The 20,898-nt window shown below is 55.9% G+C and carries 19 protein-coding genes and 1 pseudogene; 12 read left to right on the top strand and 8 right to left on the bottom strand.

Going from position 1 to position 20,898, the window contains the following annotated elements:
• Window positions 1-8 precede the first annotated feature (8 nt).
• The 3 genes and pseudogenes from HEQ18_RS05620 (at window position 9) to HEQ18_RS05610 (ending at window position 2,801) form a co-directional block, all read left to right on the top strand.
• Window positions 9-955, top strand: a protein-coding gene (locus tag HEQ18_RS05620; RefSeq protein WP_432814446.1) for an IS630 family transposase whose coding sequence is annotated in 2 segments (ribosomal slippage) — window positions 9-348 and window positions 348-955 — 948 coding nt in all. Because the reading frame shifts where the segments join, the coding sequence is not laid out codon by codon here.
• Between the two features lie 414 nt (window positions 956-1,369).
• Window positions 1,370-1,995, top strand: a pseudogene (locus HEQ18_RS05615) (transposase); the annotation flags it as partial.
• A 596-nt stretch (window positions 1,996-2,591) separates the two neighbouring features.
• Entirely contained in the window at window positions 2,592-2,801 is a 210-nt protein-coding gene (locus HEQ18_RS05610; protein WP_185739799.1) for a cold-shock protein, read from the top strand.
• A gap of 54 nt (window positions 2,802-2,855) precedes the next feature.
• Here the strand turns inward: HEQ18_RS05610 and HEQ18_RS05605 are convergent, their stop codons facing one another.
• Both HEQ18_RS05605 and HEQ18_RS05600 read right to left on the bottom strand, forming a co-directional pair.
• Window positions 2,856-3,167, bottom strand: a complete 312-nt coding sequence (locus HEQ18_RS05605; RefSeq protein ID WP_296200265.1) for a zf-TFIIB domain-containing protein — start codon at window positions 3,165-3,167, stop codon at window positions 2,856-2,858.
• Window positions 3,168-3,288: 121 nt separating this feature from the next.
• Window positions 3,289-3,441: a hypothetical protein gene (locus tag HEQ18_RS05600; protein WP_397603585.1), complete on the bottom strand. Its 153-nt coding sequence runs from the start codon at window positions 3,439-3,441 to the stop codon at window positions 3,289-3,291.
• A 235-nt stretch (window positions 3,442-3,676) separates the two neighbouring features.
• Here HEQ18_RS05600 and HEQ18_RS05595 point away from each other — a divergent pair, with 235 nt between their 5' ends.
• From HEQ18_RS05595 to argC, 4 genes are all read left to right on the top strand, one after another.
• Window positions 3,677-5,194, top strand: coding sequence for a flavin-containing monooxygenase (locus HEQ18_RS05595; RefSeq protein ID WP_432815840.1), 1,518 nt, complete (start codon window positions 3,677-3,679; stop codon window positions 5,192-5,194).
• Between the two features lie 166 nt (window positions 5,195-5,360).
• Complete coding sequence (locus HEQ18_RS05590; RefSeq protein WP_432815839.1) at window positions 5,361-6,749, top strand: leucyl aminopeptidase family protein; 1,389 nt, start codon at window positions 5,361-5,363, stop codon at window positions 6,747-6,749.
• Window positions 6,750-6,878: 129 nt separating this feature from the next.
• Window positions 6,879-7,781: an NlpC/P60 family protein gene (locus HEQ18_RS05585; RefSeq protein WP_432815838.1), complete on the top strand. Its 903-nt coding sequence runs from the start codon at window positions 6,879-6,881 to the stop codon at window positions 7,779-7,781.
• 220 nt (window positions 7,782-8,001) lie between these two features.
• Window positions 8,002-8,937: an N-acetyl-gamma-glutamyl-phosphate reductase gene (gene argC, locus HEQ18_RS05580; RefSeq protein ID WP_432815837.1), complete on the top strand. Its 936-nt coding sequence runs from the start codon at window positions 8,002-8,004 to the stop codon at window positions 8,935-8,937.
• 153 nt (window positions 8,938-9,090) lie between these two features.
• On the opposite strand, the gene map is transcribed toward argC, so the two are convergent.
• Complete coding sequence (map, locus tag HEQ18_RS05575; RefSeq protein WP_432815836.1) at window positions 9,091-9,918, bottom strand: type I methionyl aminopeptidase; 828 nt, start codon at window positions 9,916-9,918, stop codon at window positions 9,091-9,093.
• 62 nt (window positions 9,919-9,980) lie between these two features.
• On the opposite strand from map, the gene HEQ18_RS05570 reads away from it, so the two are divergent.
• Together HEQ18_RS05570 and HEQ18_RS05565 are read left to right on the top strand one after the other, a co-directional pair.
• Complete coding sequence (locus HEQ18_RS05570; RefSeq protein ID WP_397604712.1) at window positions 9,981-10,739, top strand: competence/damage-inducible protein A; 759 nt, start codon at window positions 9,981-9,983, stop codon at window positions 10,737-10,739.
• A gap of 60 nt (window positions 10,740-10,799) precedes the next feature.
• Window positions 10,800-13,676: a M16 family metallopeptidase gene (locus tag HEQ18_RS05565; protein ID WP_432815835.1), complete on the top strand. Its 2,877-nt coding sequence runs from the start codon at window positions 10,800-10,802 to the stop codon at window positions 13,674-13,676.
• A gap of 11 nt (window positions 13,677-13,687) precedes the next feature.
• Here the strand turns inward: HEQ18_RS05565 and hslU are convergent, their stop codons facing one another.
• From hslU to HEQ18_RS05545, 4 genes are all read right to left on the bottom strand, one after another.
• Window positions 13,688-14,992 (bottom strand): ATP-dependent protease ATPase subunit HslU, encoded by a 1,305-nt coding sequence (hslU, locus tag HEQ18_RS05560; RefSeq protein ID WP_432815834.1) that lies wholly within the window; start codon window positions 14,990-14,992, stop codon window positions 13,688-13,690.
• A 46-nt stretch (window positions 14,993-15,038) separates the two neighbouring features.
• Window positions 15,039-15,605 carry an ATP-dependent protease subunit HslV gene (gene hslV, locus HEQ18_RS05555; protein ID WP_296200287.1) on the bottom strand — a complete coding sequence of 189 codons (567 nt, stop codon included), beginning with the start codon at window positions 15,603-15,605 and terminating at the stop codon, window positions 15,039-15,041.
• A gap of 44 nt (window positions 15,606-15,649) precedes the next feature.
• Complete coding sequence (galE, locus tag HEQ18_RS05550; protein ID WP_432815833.1) at window positions 15,650-16,654, bottom strand: UDP-glucose 4-epimerase GalE; 1,005 nt, start codon at window positions 16,652-16,654, stop codon at window positions 15,650-15,652.
• A 112-nt stretch (window positions 16,655-16,766) separates the two neighbouring features.
• Window positions 16,767-17,024 carry a hypothetical protein gene (locus HEQ18_RS05545; RefSeq protein ID WP_397603595.1) on the bottom strand — a complete coding sequence of 86 codons (258 nt, stop codon included), beginning with the start codon at window positions 17,022-17,024 and terminating at the stop codon, window positions 16,767-16,769.
• A gap of 208 nt (window positions 17,025-17,232) precedes the next feature.
• On the opposite strand from HEQ18_RS05545, the gene HEQ18_RS05540 reads away from it, so the two are divergent.
• The gene (locus HEQ18_RS05540) at window positions 17,233-18,060 is read left to right on the top strand and encodes a carbon-nitrogen hydrolase family protein (protein ID WP_432815832.1); all 828 of its coding nucleotides are present in this window, start codon (window positions 17,233-17,235) and stop codon (window positions 18,058-18,060) included.
• A 21-nt stretch (window positions 18,061-18,081) separates the two neighbouring features.
• Window positions 18,082-18,297 carry a hypothetical protein gene (locus HEQ18_RS05535; RefSeq protein WP_432815831.1) on the top strand — a complete coding sequence of 72 codons (216 nt, stop codon included), beginning with the start codon at window positions 18,082-18,084 and terminating at the stop codon, window positions 18,295-18,297.
• On the opposite strand, the gene HEQ18_RS05530 is transcribed toward HEQ18_RS05535, so the two are convergent.
• Window positions 18,294-19,844, bottom strand: a complete 1,551-nt coding sequence (locus tag HEQ18_RS05530; RefSeq protein ID WP_432815830.1) for a CpaF family protein — start codon at window positions 19,842-19,844, stop codon at window positions 18,294-18,296. The two genes, HEQ18_RS05535 and HEQ18_RS05530, sit on opposite strands and share 4 nt — an antisense overlap.
• Before the next feature lie 166 nt (window positions 19,845-20,010).
• On the opposite strand from HEQ18_RS05530, the gene HEQ18_RS05525 reads away from it, so the two are divergent.
• Entirely contained in the window at window positions 20,011-20,889 is an 879-nt protein-coding gene (locus HEQ18_RS05525) for a DMT family transporter (RefSeq protein ID WP_432815829.1), read from the top strand.
• The last annotated feature ends 9 nt before the right edge of the window (window positions 20,890-20,898 follow it).

Raw genomic sequence — 20,898 nt, 5'->3', positions numbered from 1 at the left:
TGGCATGGATGGGTCAACCACTATCGATGGATTTGCGTTCGCGGCTTTTGGCGGCGGTTGATGATGGTATGAGTTGTCGCGGGGCAGCTGCCCGCTTTGGCGTTGCGCCATCGACGGCGATCCGCTGGCACGCGCAGCGGCGCGAGACCGGCAGCTTTGCACCGAGGCCTCAAGGTGGTGATATGCGTTCGCGGCGGGTTGAAGAGCGCAGTGACGATATTTTGGCTCTTTGGGCGGCACGAAAGGATATCACCCTTGAAGAGTTACGCACGGGCTTGGCCGAGATGGGCCTGACCGTCTCTGTGGCCGGGCTTCACCGCTTCTTTGTGCGCCGTGGCATGACGCGTAAAAAAAGACTGGCCATGCCATCGAGCAGGACCGGCCCGATGTCCTGAAGCAACGGCACGACTGGTTCGACGGCCAGATCGATCTGGACCCGGAGCGCCTCGTCTTCATCGACGAAACATGGACTGCGACCAACATGACCCGCAGCCATGGCCGCTGCCCCAAAGGCGAACGCCTGCGCATGGGCTTGCCGCATGGCCACCGCAAAACGACCACACTGGTGGCGGGCCTTCGCATGACCGGCATGGTCGCGCCGATGGTGCTGGATGGTCCGATCAACGGAGACTGGTTCGAAGCCTATGTCACCCAGGTGCTCGTACCGGAACTGAGGCCCGGTGACGTCGTCGTCATGGACAACCTGTCCAGCCACAAACGGGTATCAGTGCGCGAACGGATCGAGGCCGCGGGCGCAATACTACGGTTCTTGCCGCCATACAGCCCCGACTTCAATCCAATCGAAAAGGCCTTTTCCAAACTCAAAGCAATGCTGCGAAAGGCAGAAGAACGAACCGTGAGTGGCCTTTGGACCCGGATCGGCAACCTCGTCGATATCTTCCAGCCCCACGAATGCGCCAATTACTTCAGCTCATGCGGATATGACCCAGAATGATCGACAAACGCTCTAGAACGAAGCGCATTTCAGCAATTTCAGTATCATGATCCTGAATGGCTTGTGGATATATTTACGGCGGCATCTAACTCTAGGTTCCAAAGGCCAGCCTAGGTCGCATTTTCTACTCAGGAGAGGGAAATGGAAAACTGCATTTGGTGCGGTTCAGCTGGGGCAAAATCTTTGGAGCATATCGTCCCAGAAGCATTAGGCTGTCCGGATGATTTCATGCTCCGGGAAGGTGTTTGCGCGAAATGCAACCATAAGAACGGTCGATTGGATCGAGCTTTGCTGACACCCTACGAAATCATCACAGTAATGAAAGGGATTCTGACCTGATCCCTTCAAATTGGTCCATTTTTTGTGAGAAAAATCTCGGTTAGGTTTGGCATTTGTCAGCCAGGAGATTTTGGCATGAAGAAGAGTAGGTTCAGCGAGCAGCAGATGGCGTTCATATTGAAGCAGGCAGAGGATGGAACGACGGTTGAGGAAGTTTGTCGCAAGGCTGGCATATCGATCCAGACCTATTATCGATGGCGAAGCAAATATGGTGGGTTGATGCCGTCTGAGATGAAGCGGCTAAAGCAGCTTGAGGAAGAGAATGTTCGCCTCAAACGATTGGTGGCGAATCTCAGTCTGGACAAGGAGATGCTGCAGGATGTCATCAAACGAAAGCTTTAAGGCCTGATCGGGCCCGTGAACTGGTTGGCTATTTGCAGGCCAGTTACGGGGTCAGTGAGCGACGGGCTTGTGATGCGTTCCCTTCAAGCAGGGCGACCATTCGTTACAAGTCCCGCCGTCCCGATCAGGCCAGTCTTCAACTGCGGATCAAGGAGTTGGCGGCAACGCGGGTACGCTATGGCTATCGGCGTATCCATGTGTTGCTGCAGCGGGAGGGTTGGCAGATCAATCACAAGCGCACCCGGCGGATATACCGGGAGTTGGGCCTGCAACTTCGCAACAAGACGCCGAAGCGGAAAGTGAAAGCGAAACTGCGCGAAGATCGGGTGCAGGCAGCAGCACCCAATGAATGCTGGTCAACGGTCTTAATCTGCCCGTGCTTTTGCTGCGTGACATTCTGGCTGGGCGGGTTAGGGTTGGGCATGACCACAACACCGAAAAACCCCAATTGGTTCGACATCGGCATGGATGCCTGGGCGCTTGCCGCCGAATCCAATATAGTAATCGCGATGCGGATCGGCAGTCTGGCGCAAGGCGGGCCGGCGGCTGTGCAAGAGGCGGGGCGGATGGTGTCTGAGAAGGTCGCGGCGAACATAAAGCTTGGCTGCGACCTGATGACCGGAAAGCTGGGTAGCACCCCCGAGGCGATCGTTAGCGGCAGCATCGCGCATTATTCCAAAAGTGTGGTCGCCAACCGGAAAAGACTAAGTGATACGCCTGCGACGCAAATGATCGAAAATGGCGCTGAGCAGGAATAAGCCGCTATTTTCGCTTCTAGTTTGCACATTATGTAAATCAGGCGTATAAGGGTAGCACGCTATCGTCGACCGCGACGGATTTTTGAGGCGCGTCTCCGGTCACAAAATCGGAACGGGCAACGTTTTTCCTACCACGACTTGGCTACCCACTTGGCGCTGTTGTCAGGTGGTCACCTGTTTCGTGAAAGGAACATATTATGCCAGTAGGCACCGTAAAATTTTTCAATGCAGACAAAGGCTATGGCTTTATCGCGCCTGATGGCGGCGGTGATGACAGCTTCGTGCACATCTCGGCTGTTCAGGCAGCCGGCATGCACACGCTGGATAAAGAACAGCGCGTGAATTTCGAAGTCGAAATTGGCCGCAACGGTAAGGCTTCGGCCATCAACCTATCCGCAGCTGATTAATCAGCCGCAAAAGCAAAAAAAAGGGCTGCCGAAAGGCGGCCCTTTTTTTGTGTTCTAGTCGAAAAGCTCTTCGAGAAACGATTTCTTTCGCTTCTTATAGGGGTAGCCATGGCCATAGCCTTGATGCGGCATAGGATAGCCCTGTGGGGCAAAGCCGCCTTGGGGTGGCGGTGGTGCCTGCGGGGCAGGGGCAGGTTGCGGCGGCATGTCGGCAGCGGCGCTGCGTTCGATAATCTTATCCAGCTCACCACGATCCAGCCATACGCCGCGACATTGTGGGCAATAATCAATTTCGACACCTTGGCGATCACTCATGACAAGTGGCACCTTGCAAACAGGGCACGGCATTCCAACGGCTGCATTCATTTCGGGTCTCCTCCTCAATCGATGAAGCGGTCCGACATCGCCGTCACCTGACGACCAGAGGGGCCCGGCCCGCATTTCCCGAACTAGGCGTTGCGTGACCGGATTTCAAGAAGGGTGGGCGCTAATTCAGCGCGGCCCCCGTCATCCACATGGCCGATAAAATAATGATTGCCAGTAAAAGCGATATGGCCAGGACATAACGCAGGCCGACATTTTTGACTCCGCCGCTCGCTTCAACCTCAGTCACATCGATTTTGTCGCCGTTCTTATGCATGTTCTCATTCCTTTTCTCATGAGCGGACAAGGTTAGAACGCTGGACGAGGAAAGAAGGTGCCAAATGTTACCGCGATTTAACAAATGGCCTCAATCCGCGAAGGTGGATTTAAGTGGTCCTGACCCTAATTTCCTTTATGTTCAGCACTGCCGTAGCGGCATTTCCCCTCACACGAAAGCGAGTTGCAATTTGCAACGATGTCAGTAAGATTTTTAGCACAAAATGGAGAGGCATATGGCGCAGGCTGAGACGACTATAGATGTTTTGATTGTGGGTGCCGGGCTGTCCGGTATTGGCGCTGCGGCGCATTTGACGATGCAATGCCCGAACAAAAGCTATGCGATTGTGGAACAACGCGCCGATATGGGCGGGACTTGGGATTTGTTTCGCTATCCCGGTATACGGTCAGACTCCGACATGCACACGCTGGGCTATCGTTTCAAACCATGGTTGCATGAAAAAACGATCGCGGATGGCCCCTCTATTCACGAATATGTTCATGAAACCGCTGACGAATATGGTATTTCTCCGCACATTCATTTTGGTCACAAGGTTGTCTCGGCCAATTGGTCGAGCCCCGATGCCCGCTGGCACGTAACGGCCAAGGCTGTCGATGGCGGTGCCGAACGGCATTTTGCGGCGCGGTTCTTGTTTATGTGCGCTGGTTATTACGACTATGATCAGGGCTATAAGCCCGATTTTGCGGGCGAAGCCGACTTTGGCGGTCAAATCATCCATCCGCAGCATTGGCCCAAGGATTTGGATTATAAGGGTAAGAAGGTTACAGTAATTGGCTCGGGCGCGACGGCGGTGACGATTGTCCCTGTGATGGCGCAACAAGGCGCGCAAGTTACCATGCTGCAACGTTCGCCAACCTATATGGTATCGCGGCCTGCCATTGACCCGTTTTCGAAGTTTGTGCGCAAGATCATGCCCGAGCGGCTGGCCTATGCGCTGACGCGGTGGCGCAATATCAATATGCAGCGTTTCACTTATTGGTATGCGCGACGGAACCCTGCAAAGCTGGGGGAGAAGTTGGTCAATATGGCGCGTGAGGCTTTGCCTGCGTCGGTTGATGTCGACACCCATTTTGTCCCGAAATACGGCCCATGGGAACAACGCCTGTGCCTCATTCCGGATAGCGACATGTTCACGGCGATTACCGAGGGCAAGGCGGAGGTTGTCACAGACCATATCGACCATTTCACCAAAACGGGCATCCAATTGAAATCGGGCAAGCATATCGAATCCGATATCGTCATCACGGCAACGGGGCTGAACCTTGTCACCATGGGCAAGACCGCCATCAGCGTCGACGGCAAAGCCGTCAATTTCGGTGCGCATTTCAATTACAAGGGCGTGATGTTCAACGACATCCCGAACTTTGCCAGCGTATTTGGATATATCAACGCATCTTGGACGCTAAAGACCGATATTGTGGCGGATTATGTTTGCCGCTTGCTATGGAAAATGGATGACAAAAATGCACTGGTGGCGACGCCGGTGCTGGATGATCCCGACATGCCCAAATTGCCATTTGTGACGGACTTTAGCTCCGGCTATTTCGCGCGCAGTTTCGATAAGCTACCAAAGAATGGCGATCGTCACCCATGGCGTGTTTTGCAAAATTACGCGGCAGAGAAGAAAATCCTGACTCAAGACCCTATTGATGACGGTGTCATGGTGTTTTCGGCACCGCATTTTGCGGGCGTGCATAATGAGAATGCGGAAACGCTTATCGCTGCGGAATGAACTTGATACGACGGGCGTCGAGTGCGCCCGGCAGCTTTTGCGAATTTTGGATTGTCGCGGCTACGCGGTGTGCGGGGCGGCGGTGCGATTGCATGAGCAAAAGAAAAATACGCGACATTTCTAAATTATCTCCCGTTCACGTTCCATTCCGGCTATCATAGCCGTTATGCGTTACGACAATCTGATCCAGCCTGACAATGAACAGGCCGCCACCCTGATTCATATCACCGACAAAGGCCGTTTTGAAACCTGGCTTGCGCTTCAATCCGATGCGGCCCGAACCGCCATTAAGGCGCATAAGTTTGAAGGCAATGCGAACGATATCGCCATCTTGCCCGGAGATAAGCCCGGGGAATGGTCTGTCGTCGCTGGCGTTTCGGATGCCGCTGTACCTGGTGTGTGGCATCTTGCTAAAGCAGCAGACAGCCTTCCCGAAGGGACCTATCGGCTTGCCGATTATGATGCGGGCGATGCTATGCTCGGCTGGATACTTGGGCAATATCGTTATCATGAATATCTGACCGAGCCGAAGCTTATGGGACCGCGGGTCTTGTTGGTGCGCGAGCCCGCCCGCATTCCCTTGGCCAATTTACAGGCCGCCGCAACCGCTTTGGTGCGCGATCTCGTCAATCGGCCAGCGGGCGACCTTGGGCCAAATGCGTTGGAGGCTGAGGCAAAGCGTATCGCAAAATCGCATAAGGCAGAGGTCATAGTCACCGCTGGCGAGGCATTGGAAACGGGCTATCCGCTCATCCACGCCGTTGGCAAGGCCGCGATGCGAGCGCATGCGCCGCGCCTGATTGAATTGGAATGGGGCGACCCGCGCCACCCGCGTATCGCGATTGTGGGCAAGGGCATTACGTTCGACACTGGTGGTCTGGATATCAAACCAGCCTCCGGCATGCGGCTGATGAAGAAAGATATGGGCGGCGCGGCGCATGCTTTGGCACTGGCGGAGCTGATTATGGCGGCGCATTTACCCGTGCGGTTACACATGCTCGTGGCAGCGGCAGAAAACAGCATAGCGGGCAACGCGATGCGTCCGGGCGACATTATCAAAAGCCGTAAGGGCATCAGCGTAGAAATCGACAATACCGATGCCGAAGGACGATTGGTGTTGGCCGATGCGCTCACCAAAGCGATACAGGACAAGGCGGAGTTGATTATTGATTTTGCCACATTGACTGGTGCGGCACGCGTTGCGCTTGGCCCCGATTTGCCAGCGATGTTCAGCAACGACGAAAGCGTCGCAAGTGCCATATTAGCGGCATCACAGGCAGCGTCGGACCCGCTCTGGCGCATGCCGCTTTGGGCGCCCTATATGGAGATGCTCGACAGCGACATTGCCGACACGTCCAATAGCGGCGGTGCCTTTGCCGGCGCGGTCACGGCGGCGTTATTCTTGCAGAAATTCGTACCCGACGATGTGCCTTGGGTGCATCTGGACACCTTCGCCTGGCGGCCCACCAGCAAGCCCGGCCGGCCAAAGGGCGGAGAGGCGCTTGGATTGCGTGCAGTTTTTCGCTATTTGACGGAAACTTATCCCGTCGGCTAAGGGCTGTACCATCATTCGACGTGTTCCCCGGCGCAGGCCGGGGTCCGGCCCAAGCAGGGAATTTTTTGTTTCGGTACTGGGCCCCGGCCTGCGCCGGGGAACGCGTCACTAGATCAGGGGCATAAACAGTTGGCAGACGGTCAGATACAGGCGGGGGCACGGCCTATCTACACATTAAGTGGGCATAGCCTTGTCGGTGACAAAAGGACAACGCCGATCCGTGGCGACCTTGCCGATATTAGCCTAGCTGGAAAGCTCTTTGCGCCGCATTATGCCGTGCCGATGCTGCGCACGGGTATCGCGCCCGTCACCGAAATCCATGCGGAGGCGCATGCGACATCGATGCCCGTTAGTGCGTTGATGCATGGCGAAGAATTTGCCGTGTTGGATGTCGCGGGCGAATGGGCATGGGGATATTGTCTGCACGACAATTATTTGGGCTATCTGCGCTTTGCCGAATTGGGGGATGATTTTGCCGCCACGCATATCGTCAGTGCGTCGGCAACCTTGCTGGTGGCTGCACCCATGACGAAGGCACCAGTGCTGGCGCGTTACCCAATGGGTGCGCGTTTGCTCTGCGGCGAGCTTAGCGATTGTGGCAAATATCTGGCCTGCGAAAATGGATTTGTGCCGTTAGCGCATTTGTCTGAAATTGGACGCGTTGCTGCGTCACCGGCAGATTTGGCAGAGCAGCTTATCGGCACACCCTATAGCTGGGGTGGACGCAGCGGGGATTCGGTTGATTGCTCCGGCCTTGTCCAATTGGTCTTTGGCCTAAAAGGCATCATGGCCCCCCGCGACGCCGATATGCAAATGGCCGATTTTGGTGCAGAATTGCCCGAAGACGCGACGCTGGAACGCGGCGATTTGGTTTTCTTCCCCGGCCATGTCGGCATCATGGCGGATGCCGAAAACATCATCCACGCCAATGGAGCCGCGATGGCAGTGAGCGTGGAGCCGCTGGCGGACGCGGCGGCACGTTTTGCCGAGCATGAGGTCGCGATTTTGGGGCGGAAAAGGGTGCGGTGGTGATCTATTGCCCCTCCTCTTCAGGGGAGGGGCAGCGAGACTTGCGAGCTTGCTCGCTAGTCGCAGCCGGGTGGGGCCTCTCCGCCCATGTGCCAGGCTTACAGGCCCCACCCCAACCCCGTGGAGCCTCTCGGACCAGTCCGGGGGACTGGTCCCTCCACGCCTGAAGGGGAGGGGCTTCAAGTTCTCGACTCAGCTTCGAATCTTTGGCTATAGGGCGGTAATGACCAAATCCATCTTCATCGACGGCGCTGCGGGCACCACTGGGCTTGAGATTGCCGATAGGCTGTCGGGCCGCGATGAGTTCACGCTGATCGCCCTGGATGATGCCAAGCGTAAAGACGTGGCCGCGAAGCGTGCGGCGTTGAACGACGCCGACTTTGTCATCCTGTGCTTGCCGGATGACGCCGCAAAAGAGGCGGTGGCGATGACGACCTCAAGCCACACCCGCATCATTGATGCGTCCACGGCCTACCGTATTGACCCCGATTGGGCCTATGGCTTTGCCGAATTTCGCAAGGGCCAGCGAGAACGCATTGCGTCAGCGCGATTGGTCAGCAACCCCGGTTGTTACCCCACGGGATTTTTGGGCCTAATCGCGCCATTAGTGGCCGCTGGCTTGATCCCCGCCGATTGGCCTTACACGGTCAACGCGGTGTCGGGATATTCGGGCGGCGGCAAGGCGTTGATTGCCCGTTTCGAAGGCGAGGGCGCGGATATCGGCTATCGCAGCTACGGCCTTGATCTGGCGCATAAGCATGTGCCCGAAATGCAGGTCCATGCAGGCCTCATCCACCCGCCCATATTCGCGCCCGCCGTCGTCCGCGCCTTTCGCGGGATGCTGGTTGAGGTGCCCTTGCCGCTGTCGGCGATGACGGGGGCAGGCAGCGCGGATGCGTTGCGCGACGCACTCGCCGCGCATTATGCAGGGTCAAAGGTTGTAACGTTGCACGCCGAAGCTGCGCCAAGCGAATTATTGATGCACGCCAACCAAGCCCCGTCAGACCGGCTTGACCTCTATGTGCTGGCGTCGCCCGACGGGTCGCAAGTGCGCCTGCTGGCGATGCTGGATAACCTCGGCAAAGGTGCGAGCGGAGCAGCGGTGCAGAACCTAAACATCATGGCCGGATTGGATGAGACGGCTGGGTTGCGGTTGTAACGGCTATCCAAACCTAGACACGCCGTCACCCTGAACTCGTTTGTGCTCTGCACGCCTGCGGCTCCAGGGTCCATTTCGCCTCTAAACCCTCCGGCCCGCGTGGCACGATGGATGCTGAACCAAGTTCAGCATGACGCTGTTTTGTCAAACCCCTCAATAAGGCGGCTTATCAAACGCCTTTAGGCTGCGCGTAAATATCTCGCAACCATCTTCGGTAATGCCAATGCTATGTTCGAACTGTGCGCTCAACGAACGGTCGCGTGTTACCGCCGTCCAGCCATCGTCGAGCACTTTACCTGCGGCCTTGCCGATGTTGATCATCGGTTCAATCGTGAAGATCATGCCGGGGCGCAGTTCGGGGCCAGTGCCGGGGCGGCCGACATGGACGATTTCGGGGGCGTCGTGGAATAATTGGCCCAAGCCATGGCCGCAGAAATCGCGGACCACGCCATAGCGATGCTTTTCCGCGTGGGTTTGGATGGCATAGCCAATGTCGCCGACCCGGTTGCCGGGTTTCGCGGCCTCGATACCGAGCATCAGGCATTCATAGGTCACGTCGACCAAACGCTTGGCCTTTACCGGCACGTCGCCGACCAGGAACATGCGGCTGGTGTCGCCGTGCCAGCCATCCAGTTGCGGCGTCACGTCGATGTTGACGATGTCGCCGTCCTTCAACTTCTTGTCCGACGGAATGCCGTGGCAGATTACGTGGTTGATCGAGATGCAGCAGCTATGCGTGTAACCGCGATAGCCCAAGGTGGCAGGAACCGCGCCGCCGCGCATCGTCATGGCGCGGACAATGTCATCGAGTTCTTCCGTGCTTACGCCGGGCACGACATGCGGCACCAAGGCGTCGAGTATTTCGGCAGCAAGGCGTCCGGCCTTGCGCATGCCGTCAAAGCCTTCTGCCCCGTGCAATTTGATCGTCCCGTCGCGGGCCTGCATCGCCTCTTGGGGCGTCACGCTTACATATTGTTCCATGCAAGCGATATAAGGCAATAATCCGCACTTTGCGAGGGGGTGATTTATGCTATCGCGTGCGGATGACAGAATCTCGCATCTACACCGCCGCCCTTGTAATTATCGGCGATGAAATCCTTTCTGGCCGCACACAGGATAAAAATGTCGCCCAAATTGCCCTTTGGCTCAATATTCAGGGCATTCGCCTAAAAGAGGTGCGCGTTGTTGCTGATGTTCAGGAATCAATTGTCGAGGCCGTGAACGCCCTTCGTGCGCGCAATGATTATTTGTTTACGACAGGCGGCATAGGGCCGACACATGATGACATTACGGTGGACGCAATTGCGGCTGCGCTGGGTGTAGAGGTTGTTATTCATCCAGAGGCAAGCGCAGCGTTGCATGCCTATTATGAAACGCGCGGCGGGATCAATCCGGGTCGCTTGCGCATGGCAAGGGTGCCCGAGGGCGCTGACCTCATCCCCAACAAAATGTCGGGTGCGCCGGGTATCCGGCTTGGCAATATTTTCATCATGGCGGGCGTTCCGCACATCACCGCCGGCATGTTGGACGCGTTGACGGGCACGCTTGAGGGCGGCGTGCCCTTATTGTCGCACCAAATCGGTTGCTGGGTCGCCGAAAGCGAAGTGGCCAAGCTGCTTGGTGATACTGAAAAGCACCATGAGGGGTGCCAAATCGGCAGCTACCCGTTTTTCCGTGAGGGCAAGGTCGGTGCAAATTTCGTCGTGCGCACCACTGATGCGCATAAATTGGCGGAATGTGTTGAGGCGTTGCAACTTGGTCTGCGCGGTTTGGGTTATGACACCGTTGACGGTGGAATTTAAGCAGGGGTTCGTCGGCTCGTTCATCTGCGGTCAAGCCTTAGTGCGGTTATGAGGACATTAATGCGCAAATTTTCCCACGCTCTCGCCTTGGCAGCCTTGCTGCTTTCCGCTTCCGCTTATGCGCAAGCCACACCCGCCGCACCGGCGGCAACCCAGGCGGTTGCGCAGCCATGGTTGTATGAAGGCAGCGACGTTCCTGTCGATGACACATGGACATTTGGTGTTCTGCCCAACGGTCTTCGCTATGCGGTCAAGAAAAACGATGTGCCAGCGGGGCAAGTTTCCATTCGGGTGCGGATCGACGCGGGCGCATTGCATGAAAACAATGACGAGCAAGGCTTTGCCCATTTAATCGAGCATTTGTCCTTCCGCGGATCAACCTTTGTCCCTGATGGCGAGGCAAAGCGCATTTGGCAGCGGTTCGGCGTAACATTCGGCAGTGATAGCAACGCGCAAACCACGCCGACGCAGACCGTCTACAAGCTCGATTTGCCCAATGCGACCACGGAAAAGCTGGATGAGTCTGTGAAAATCATTTCAGGCATGATCCGCAATCCACGGATTTCGCCAACCGCGCTGAATGCCGAACGGGCGATTGTTTTGGCCGAATTGCGCGAGAATAGCGGCGCGCAGATGATCTATAGCGATGCTTTGCGTCAACATGCGTTTCAGGGGCAGCGCCTTGGGAACCGGTCCACCATTGGGACACCCGAAACGCTACAGGCGGCAGATGCCGACCGCCTCAGCGCCTTTCATGACCGCTGGTATCGCCCCGAAAACGCCGTTGTCGTCATGGCTGGTGATATGGAGCCAGCCATGCTTGCCAATCTGGTGCAGAAATATTTCAACGATTGGAAGGGCAAAGGCGCGCGTGCGCCGGAGCCAGATTTTGGCGACCCCAGCCCACAAGGAACGCCTGCGCGTGTGCTGATTGAACCGACATTGCCAAATACGGTCAGCCTTGCCTATCTGCGGCCCTGGCGCAAAGTGAACGACACGATACTCTATAATGAACAATTGCTGATCGACGCCTTGGCGCTTCAAATCATTAACCGCAGGCTTGAGGTGCAGGCGCGCAATGGCGGCAGTTATCTATTTGCCCAGGTCGCGCAGGAAGATATTTCGCGCACCGCCGATGCGACATTGGTTTCCCTAACGCCCGTCGGCGACCAATGGGAGGCCGCGACGCGTGACGTCCGTGCGATCATTGCCGATGCAGTTGCGAAACCGCCGTCGGTTGCGGATATTGACCGGGAAAAGACATTGTTCGGTAATGCCCTGCGCACGATGCTGGACAGCTATCCGTTCGAAGCCGCTGCCAAGCAGGCCGATGATATCGTCAGCGCCGTGGATATACGTGAAACGGTGGCTGCCCCGAAAACCGTCATCATGGTGTATGAGGGCATGAAGGACAAGTTCACACCCGAACGGCTTTTGGAGTCCACGCAGAAGCTTTTCAGCGCCGATGTGACACGGTTGATGGTCTCTTCGCCCGTCACGATAGCCGACGCCGATAATCGCGCCCTAGCGGCCTTGAATACATCGGTGGCGGCAAACACTTCGGCGCGCCTGACCGAAACCAATATTGGCTTTGCCGCGCTGCCCAAATTGGGTGCACCTGGAAAGCTGGTGGCCGAGGACACATTGTCGCGATGGGATGTTACGCGGCTCACGCTTTCCAATGGTGTGCGCGCATTGCTGTATCCGAACAAAGCCGAAAGCGGCCAGATTCGTGTGCTGGTCCGTTTTGGGCGCGGGTATCAGGCGGTACATCCGGACAAAGGCGACCTGTTATGGGCAGGGCCGTTGGTTCTGCCGGAAAATGGCATTGGCAATATCAAGCGCACCGAAATTGACCAGATGGTCAACGGTCGGCGGATTGAGCTCAATTTCTCTGTCGATGACGACGCCTTCCAATTTGGTGCAAACACACGGCCAGATGATCTTGCTGACCAGCTTATCTTAATTGCAACGAAGCTGGAGCACCCCGGTTGGGATGCTGCGCCCGTTGAACGCGCCAAGGCGCTTGCTACGTCGGGTTATGCGAGCTTTGAAATGTCGGCGACGTCGGTCTTGCAACGTGATCTGGAATATCTGCTGCGCAATAAGGACGCGCGTTGGAAGGCGGCGACGCCTGCAGAAGTGGCAAAAATTGATGCAGCGAAGTTTGAATCCTATTGGCAGCCTTTGATGGCGCAAGGTCCTGTCGAAGTTCTGCTTTTCGGTGATTTCGACAAAGCAGTAGCGGTAGCGGCGCTGGAAAAAAGCTTCGGAGCGATGGCGCCGCGCGCGCCTTTGCCCCTATCAGCAGCGGCAACCGAACTGCGTTTCCCCGCGCCAACGGCTGCGCCTGTGCGCCTGATGCATCGCGGGGCCAGCGATCAATCAGCAGCCGTCATGGCCTGGCCAACGGGCGGCGGCATTAGCGGCATTACCGAGGGGCGGCAGTTGGAAACATTGGCGGCAATTTTCCGCGACCGTTTGTTCGAAAAATTCCGCGCTGAACAAGCCGCGAGCTACAGCCCCGACATGGCCGCCAACTGGCCGCTCGATTTTAACAGCGGCGGGTATTTAATGGCTTATACGCAGGTTAAGCCTGCGGATGTGGACCGTTTCTTTGCCTTCGCAGATTCTGTTGCGGCTGACTTGATTGCCAATCCCGTTAGCGCCGACGAATTGCAACGCGCCGTGGAACCGGTCAAGCAAGCCATTGAGCGCGCGGCGTCGGGTAACACATTTTGGCTGAACCAGTTGAAAGGGGCGACCTATGACCCAGAGCGCTTTGTCGCACTGGGCAAGCTGTACAGCGACTATAAAGATGTCACGCCGACCATTTTGCAGTCATTGGCAAAACGCTATTTTGTTAAGGACAAGGCGTGGAAGCTTGTCGTTGATCCGCAATCAAGCGACGGCGCGGGTGCGGTTGCCGCGCGTTAACGCGGCAAGTGCTACAAAACATATTTGGACAGGTCTGTGTCCTTGGCGATGCCCGAAAGCTGCTTGCTGACATAGGCAGCATCAATCTTCAACGTTTCGCCTTTGCGGTCCTCGGCGTCGTAGCTAATGTCTTCAAGCAGCTTTTCCATGACGGTCTGCAAGCGCCGTGCGCCGATATTTTCAACTGACGAATTCACGTCTACCGCAATGCGCGCAATGGCGTCGATGGCGTCATCGCTGAATTCCAGTGTTACTTCTTCGGTCGCCAATAATGCGGTATATTGTATTGGCAGGTTGGCCCGGGTTTCGGAAAGGATCCGGACAAAGTCTTTATGCTCCAGTGCGCGCAATTCCACGCGAATGGGCAAGCGGCCCTGTAATTCGGGCAACATATCGCTTGGCTTGGAAATGTGGAAGGCGCCCGACGCGATGAACAATATATGGTCGGTTTTCATCGGCCCATATTTGGTCGCGACGGTGGTTCCTTCAATCAACGGCAGCAGGTCGCGCTGAACACCTTCGCGGCTGACCGATCCGCCGCCCCGTGCATCGGACACCGCAATCTTGTCGATTTCGTCGAGGAACACGATGCCATTAGCCTCGGCATCGGCAAGCGCGACCCGGTTCACATCGTCTTGGTCAAGGCGCTTTTCGGATTCTTCCTCGACCAGTTTCTTCCACGCATCGGGAACCTTCATCTTGCGCCGTTTCAGATTGTCCTTGCCAAAGGCCTTGCCCATCATTTCGCCAAGATTGATCATCCCGACATTGCCACCCATGCCCGGTATTTCCATCGGCATCGTCGGACTGTCAGACACCTCGATTTCAATTTCGACCTCGTCCATGTGCCGGTCGCGAATGCGTTGGCGGAATGCTTCGCGTGTCGCCTCGCTTGCCGTGTCGCCGGCCAGCGTTTTCAGTATGCGCTCCATCGCGGCTGTCTCGGCGGCTTCGCGCACATGTTCGCGGCGGCGCTCTTTTTCCAGACGCACGGCCTCTTCAGCCAAATCGCGGGCAATTTGTTCGACGTCGCGGCCGACATAGCCGACTTCGGTGAATTTGGTGGCCTCGACCTTGATGAATGGCGCATCGGCCAGCTTGGCCAAGCGGCGGGAAATCTCGGTCTTGCCGCACCCCGTAGGGCCAATCATCAGGATGTTTTTGGGCGTAACCTCGTCGCGCAAATCGGCACCGAGACGCTGACGGCGCCAGCGATTGCGCAGCGCAACGGCAACTGCCCGCTTCGCGTCCTCTTGGCCAATGATATGTTCGTCGAGTGCAGCCACAATGGCTTTTGGGGTCAGTGCGTTTTTCATTACAACCTAAATGGGAAGTTGCGAACGGCGTTCAAGTGAAGTGCGCCTATTGGGCGCTATCCAATGTTTCAACCGTCAGATGGTCATTTGTATAGACGCAGATTTCGGCTGCAATTTTCATGGCATGTCGTGCCATTTTTTCCGCGTCCGTCTCATAATCGGCGAGCGCACGAGCCGCCGACAAGGCGTAATTCCCACCGGATCCGATTGCCGCGATGCCGTCATTCGGCTCAAGCACATCCCCATTGCCCGTCAGGATCAAGGTCACATCCTTGTCGGCGACAATCATCATCGCTTCTAAATTGCGCAGATATTTGTCGGTCCGCCAATCCTTGGCCAATTCGACCGCCGCACGCATCAATTGCCCGCGATGCTGTTCAAGCTTGCGCTCCAGCCTTTCAAAAAGGGTGAATGCATCGGCAGTCGCCCCTGCGAACCCGCCAATGACGGAGCCATCATGCAATTGCCGCACCTTCTTGGCATTTGGCTTCATCACCGTCTGGCCCATCGACACTTGGCCATCGCCAGCGATTACCACTTTGCCATTTTTGCGGACGGATAATATGGTGGTGCCATACCATGTCACCGGATTTGCGTGAGAATGTGTTTCCATAAGCCGAGATATGGGAAACATCCGCCCAAAGCGCAAGTGAGCGATTATGTACCCTGAATATCGGTCAGCCGCCGTTCCCACGCGAGTGCGTGTTGGACGATTTGGTCCAAATCATCATATTGCGGTTGCCAACCAAAACGTTCCTTAATCGCTATATTGTCGGAAATGAGTGCGTCAGGATCGCCCGCGCGGCGGCCTTCGAATTTGCGGTCCAATCTATTGTTGGTCACGCGGTCAACGGCATCGAGCACTTGTAGAACCGAATAGCCATGACCGTATCCGCAATTCAGCGTATGGCTGCGTTCTGGGTCGGCCACAAGCGCCTCCAAAGCGATGACATGCGCCGATGCAAGGTCGCTGACATGAATATAGTCACGCACGCCCGTTCCATCCTCCGTCGCATAGTCCGTGCCGAACACACTGACGCTGGCGCGCTTGCCTAAAGCCGCCTCCACCGCGATTTTTAGCAAATGGGTGGCGCCAATAGTGGATTGGCCGGTCCTGCACAAAGGGTCCGCCCCGGCAACATTGAAGTAACGCAAGGCGCAATAATTGAAATCATGCGCAGCGGCGACGTCGCGTAGCATCATCTCCGTCATCAATTTCGACGTCCCATATGGGTTGATGGGTATCGTCGGCATGTCTTCCCGCACGGGGCTTGATTCGGGGATGCCGTATGTCGCTGCGGTGGAGGAAAATATCATGTGCCGAACGCCGCCGGAGACAGCGGATTCGATCAGGCTTCGGCTCTTGGCTGTGTTGTTATTGTAATATTTTAGCGGATTTTCGACCGACTCGGGGACCACGACCGATCCTGCGAAATGCATGATGGCGTCGATGGCCTGCTCACTGATGATTTTTCGCACAAGTTCCGAATCGCTGACATCACCTTCATAAAAGGTCGCTTCATCAGCTATTGCCCAGCGAAATCCGGTGACAAGATTATCGATGACTATGGGGCGATGGCCAGCGTCAATGAGAGCCAAGACCGCGTGGCTGCCAATATATCCCGCACCGCCGGTCACAAGAACGTTGAGCATTTTTGTCATCTTTTTTTTTCCATACCCAGGCAGCCCTGTCGACCAACTTCGCTTTATCAACGTTCGAGAACAAAAAAAAGGCGACCCAAAGGCCGCCTTTTAACGCTTTATCCTGAAGAAATCAGGGGCTGGTTGGCGAGTTGTCGTCGTTGCCTGAAGCAATAACGATACCACCGATAACAGCCGCCGCAGCCAGAACAGCAACGATTACGCCGCTTCCGCCGCCAAGCTTGCTTTCTTCCTTGGTGTTAGCGCCGACGCGCTTTACCTTGGAAGCGCCAACTGCCTTCGCAGCTGGCGAAAGGGATTCAGCCATTACTGGCGCGCTTACAAGTGAAGCGGCCGCAATAGCAGCGAGAGAAATCTTACCGAAACGCATTATAGAGCTCCTTATTGTTGAAGTGCGTTACACTCCGGTGCCGCTGTTACACTCTTCTGCTGCGAATTCAACCCATGAATCTTGTAAAATTTCGACTCTATCAATATTTCCCGTAGTGTTGCATGTTTTCTACAATGCTGCTTACTCAGCAAAAAAAGTGACGTAAAGAAATATCATTTTACATTTTATATAATCCAACAGAGTTTTCATGCAGATAGCCTTGCATCAGATGACGAGCACTATTGATCCGATGCGCAACGCTTCGGATATGGCAGATGCTATTGCCAGCGCCGCCGAAAATGGGGCGGCTATGTATTTTGCGCCAGAGATGGCGATTATGGTCGACCGTGACCGTGCGCGGGCCCGAAAATATATGGCAAACGAATCACATAATATGGCACTGCAAAGTCTGCTCGCGGCGGCTGCCCGACATCGGATATGGGTCCATATTGGTTCCATGCCCATTTTAGACGGCGGCACGGAGAAGTTAGCCAATCGCAGCATAATAATCTCGCCAGACGGGACAATTGCGGGCCGTTATGACAAAATGCATCTATTTGATGTTGATCTGGCGTCGGGCGAAAGTTGGCGTGAGTCATCCGCTTATGTCGGCGGAGAAAAACCCGTGATGGTTCAAACGCCACTTGGCCTCATGGGGCTCGCGATCTGCTATGACATGCGCTTTCCCGATCTGTTTAGCGCTTATGCCAAATCGGGCGTTGATATCATGACGCTACCGTCTGCCTTTACTGTCCCTACGGGTGAGGCGCATTGGCATACGCTTTTGCGCGCACGGGCCATTGAAAGCGCGGCATTCATTATCGCGGCGGCACAATGCGGTGTTCATGAAGATGGCCGCCAAACTTATGGGCATTCGCTTGTGGTCGACCCCTGGGGCACGATATTACTCGATATGGGTAGTTCGCCCGGCCTGGCGTATGTCGATCTGGACCTCGACACTATAAAGCGGGTGCGCAAGCAGATTCCTGTCCATGCAAACCGGCGAGTCATTCCTTCGCCCTATATTGCCGGATGAAGCCGCGTTAAGAGCGTGCGCATGGAATGGTTTGAACAACTGAATTGGCAAGATCATATCTGGACGGTGTCATCCGTGATGTCTGCTTCAGTGGTGCTGGTCAGCAGTATGGCTGATCGCCGCCGTCATAATCGAGCCAGTATCGACGATGTGGGGTTCATGCCATGGACGGCCATTACCGTGTTTTCGGTGCTGGCAACTGTGCTGTCGGCGGCGCTGGCCATTAAGGGCCTTTAACCCAAGCAGGCCTCCAAAAACGGTTGGTCAAAGCCAAATTGACGCGCCTTTTCCAGCGTATAGGGGCGAACGCCGCCTGCCACCCATTCGCCGTGGATTTTGCCGTCGGCGTCTTCATCCCGATATTCGAACTTGAAAAGATCCTGCGTGATGATGATGTCGCCTTCCATTCCGATGACTTCGGTTATCTGCGTGGTCCGGCGCGAACCGTCGCGTAGACGTTTTACCTGAACGATAAGGTCCACAGACTCGGCGATCTGGCGCGAAATGGCTTCTTTTGGGATTTTGATGTCACCCATGAGGATCATGTTTTCCATACGCCCAAGACATTCGCGCGGGTTGTTGGCGTGCAGCGTGCACATGGAGCCATCATGGCCCGTGTTCATTGCCGCGAGCAGGTCGAAACATTCAGCACCACGAATTTCGCCCAAAATAATCCGGTCGGGACGCATACGCAGGGCATTTTTCACAAGGTCGCCAATAGTGATGGCACCATCGCCTTCAAGGTTTGGCGGGCGGGTTTCCAGCGGCAACCAATGTGGCTGCTGAAGCCGCAGTTCGGCGGCGTCTTCAATCGTCAAAACGCGTTCGCCCGGGTCAATCATCTTTGACAAGGCGTTGAGCATCGTGGTTTTGCCTGAACCCGTTCCGCCCGAAATGACGATATTCATCCGGCTTGCGCCTGCGATTTTCAATGCCGTGGCCATGGCCTCGCTCATCGAACCAAATCCTTTGAGCATATCAATGGTAATCGGCTTTTCGGAGAATTTACGAATCGAGATTGCTGTACCGCGCAGTGACAAAGGCGGCACAATCACGTTGACGCGGCTGCCGTCTTTTAAACGGGCATCGGCCAGCGGCGTTGTCTGGTCTACGCGGCGGCCGACTTGGTTCACGATTCGCTGGGCGATTTGAAACAGATGTTCCTCATCGCGAAACTGGATGGGCGCAATCTGCAGCTTGCCCTTTTTCTCAATGTAGGTCTGCAGAGGGCCATTGACCATGATATCGGTGATGTCCGGATCGCTTAGCAATTCTTCAAGCGGACCAAAGCCAAGCAATTCGTCGATGAGGACCTTTTCCAGCGCAAATTGTTCGCGCCGATTAAGCGTCAGTTTGAGTTCAGCCAGCACCTCCAAGATGATTGGGCGAAACTCTTCTGTCAGCTCTTCTTTGTTGAGCGATGCCGCCGCTTCGGGGTCAACGCGTTCGAGCAAGCGGGGCAGCACTTGTTCCTTGATCTTATGCACCGAGGCTCCAAATCCCTGCGGACCTTCGTCCACCGGGGCGGCATTGTTTGCGCGGTCGGACAGGCGGGTCATCGCCTCTTCCATGGCGGTTTGCGGAACGAGCCCGCCAACGGGAAGCGCGACAGTTTCAAGTGATGGGAATTGCGCGCCGCCATCTACCGACTCCAAATAATCCGGCCGCCCTTGCAAGATGGTAGGGTGTTTTGCAGCGGGCAAAGCGCCGCCGGTCATGGGGCGAGCGACGCCGAATGATGGACGTCCCGCGGTTAAGCCAGATTTTTTCCCAAATGCGTTCACGCTAAGCTACTCCAGTGGACCATTTTTGTTAATCATGGCGTGCTAAACAAAAATGGTGAACAAATTGGTAATGCAGGCCGTGACTCTTATGTTTGGTTCAAACTGTGTGCTGCTTTCTATTCTGCCCAAAGCCGATTAAGGCAGCGCAGCTTTTAGGGAAAATTACGTGACATCATCGTCGGCTCGGTCGGGCTTATTATACGCGCTATGCGGCTTTGCGCTTTTGTCGATTGGCGATGCGGTCATCAAATCTATCGCGGGGGCGTGGCCGGGTACCGCGGTCGCGGCGCTGCGCTATTCGATTGGTGCGATTGGACTTGGCACTTTGCTTTTCCTGAAAGAAGGGCGGCAGGGTTTTGCCATGCCCATGCCCAAAGTGCAGTTTTTGCGCGGGTTTTCGGTGGCGTTGGCAACGATCTGCTTCTTTTGCTCCATATTTCTGATGCCTTTGGCAGATGCGACAGCCATTGGGTTTACCAGCCCCATGATTACGGCGATTTTCAGCGCCATCTTCTTGCATGAACGCACCCATGCGACCAAATGGGTGGCCATCTTGCTTGCCTTTGGCGGCGTGCTGCTGATCATGCGGCCCAATGTGGCAGAGCTGGGATGGGTGGCGTTGCTTCCGCTGGTGGCTGCCATGAGCATGGCATTGGTCATGATTGGCAACCGCGCCGTGGCGGGGGCAGGTTCGCCATTGCTGATGCAGTTTCTGGTTGCGTCGGTCGCGATGCCCTTCGTCTTCAGCGCCGCCTTTATTGGCCATTTTTCTGGCGTTGAGGCGTTGCACGTCGGAATGCCCGATTGGACGATCATCGCCCGCTGCACATTGGTTGCCGTCACCGCAAGCTTTGCGCATTGGTTGATATTCATGGGAACGACGCGCGCCTCTGCCGCAGACATTGCGCCCATGACCTATGTCCAACTGTTAATCGCTATCGGGCTTGGGATACTGTTATTTGGCGATTGGCCTGACCTGACGTCACTTGCAGGTGCGGGCATCATCATCGCCAGCGGGTTAATCTTGTGGCGCGGGTCGCGCTAAAATTTTGCA

This window comes from Sphingorhabdus sp., assembly GCF_050921905.1.
Lineage (GTDB): Bacteria > Pseudomonadota > Alphaproteobacteria > Sphingomonadales > Sphingomonadaceae > Sphingorhabdus_B.
Note: the sequence above shows the minus strand (reverse complement) of the source record. Positions and strands in the feature narration are given on the sequence as shown.

Bases quoted from the DNA above. Each gene is read 5' to 3' on its own strand.
- HEQ18_RS05540 (WP_432815832.1), top strand. From the start codon at position 17,233: ATGCAGATAGCCTTGCATCAGATGACGAGCACTATTGATCCGATGCGC.
- hslV (WP_296200287.1), bottom strand. From the start codon at position 15,605: ATGGAAACACATTCTCACGCAAATCCGGTGACATGGTATGGCACCACC.
- HEQ18_RS05595 (WP_432815840.1), top strand. From the start codon at position 3,677: ATGGCGCAGGCTGAGACGACTATAGATGTTTTGATTGTGGGTGCCGGG.
- HEQ18_RS05565 (WP_432815835.1), top strand. From the start codon at position 10,800: ATGCGCAAATTTTCCCACGCTCTCGCCTTGGCAGCCTTGCTGCTTTCC.
- argC (WP_432815837.1), top strand. From the start codon at position 8,002: ATGACCAAATCCATCTTCATCGACGGCGCTGCGGGCACCACTGGGCTT.
- HEQ18_RS05535 (WP_432815831.1), top strand. From the start codon at position 18,082: ATGGAATGGTTTGAACAACTGAATTGGCAAGATCATATCTGGACGGTG.
- HEQ18_RS05610 (WP_185739799.1), top strand. From the start codon at position 2,592: ATGCCAGTAGGCACCGTAAAATTTTTCAATGCAGACAAAGGCTATGGC.
- map (WP_432815836.1), bottom strand. From the start codon at position 9,918: ATGGAACAATATGTAAGCGTGACGCCCCAAGAGGCGATGCAGGCCCGC.
- hslU (WP_432815834.1), bottom strand. From the start codon at position 14,992: ATGAAAAACGCACTGACCCCAAAAGCCATTGTGGCTGCACTCGACGAA.
- HEQ18_RS05590 (WP_432815839.1), top strand. From the start codon at position 5,361: ATGCGTTACGACAATCTGATCCAGCCTGACAATGAACAGGCCGCCACC.
- HEQ18_RS05600 (WP_397603585.1), bottom strand. From the start codon at position 3,441: ATGCATAAGAACGGCGACAAAATCGATGTGACTGAGGTTGAAGCGAGC.
- HEQ18_RS05545 (WP_397603595.1), bottom strand. From the start codon at position 17,024: ATGCGTTTCGGTAAGATTTCTCTCGCTGCTATTGCGGCCGCTTCACTT.
- HEQ18_RS05570 (WP_397604712.1), top strand. From the start codon at position 9,981: ATGACAGAATCTCGCATCTACACCGCCGCCCTTGTAATTATCGGCGAT.
- galE (WP_432815833.1), bottom strand. From the start codon at position 16,654: ATGACAAAAATGCTCAACGTTCTTGTGACCGGCGGTGCGGGATATATT.
- HEQ18_RS05605 (WP_296200265.1), bottom strand. From the start codon at position 3,167: ATGAATGCAGCCGTTGGAATGCCGTGCCCTGTTTGCAAGGTGCCACTT.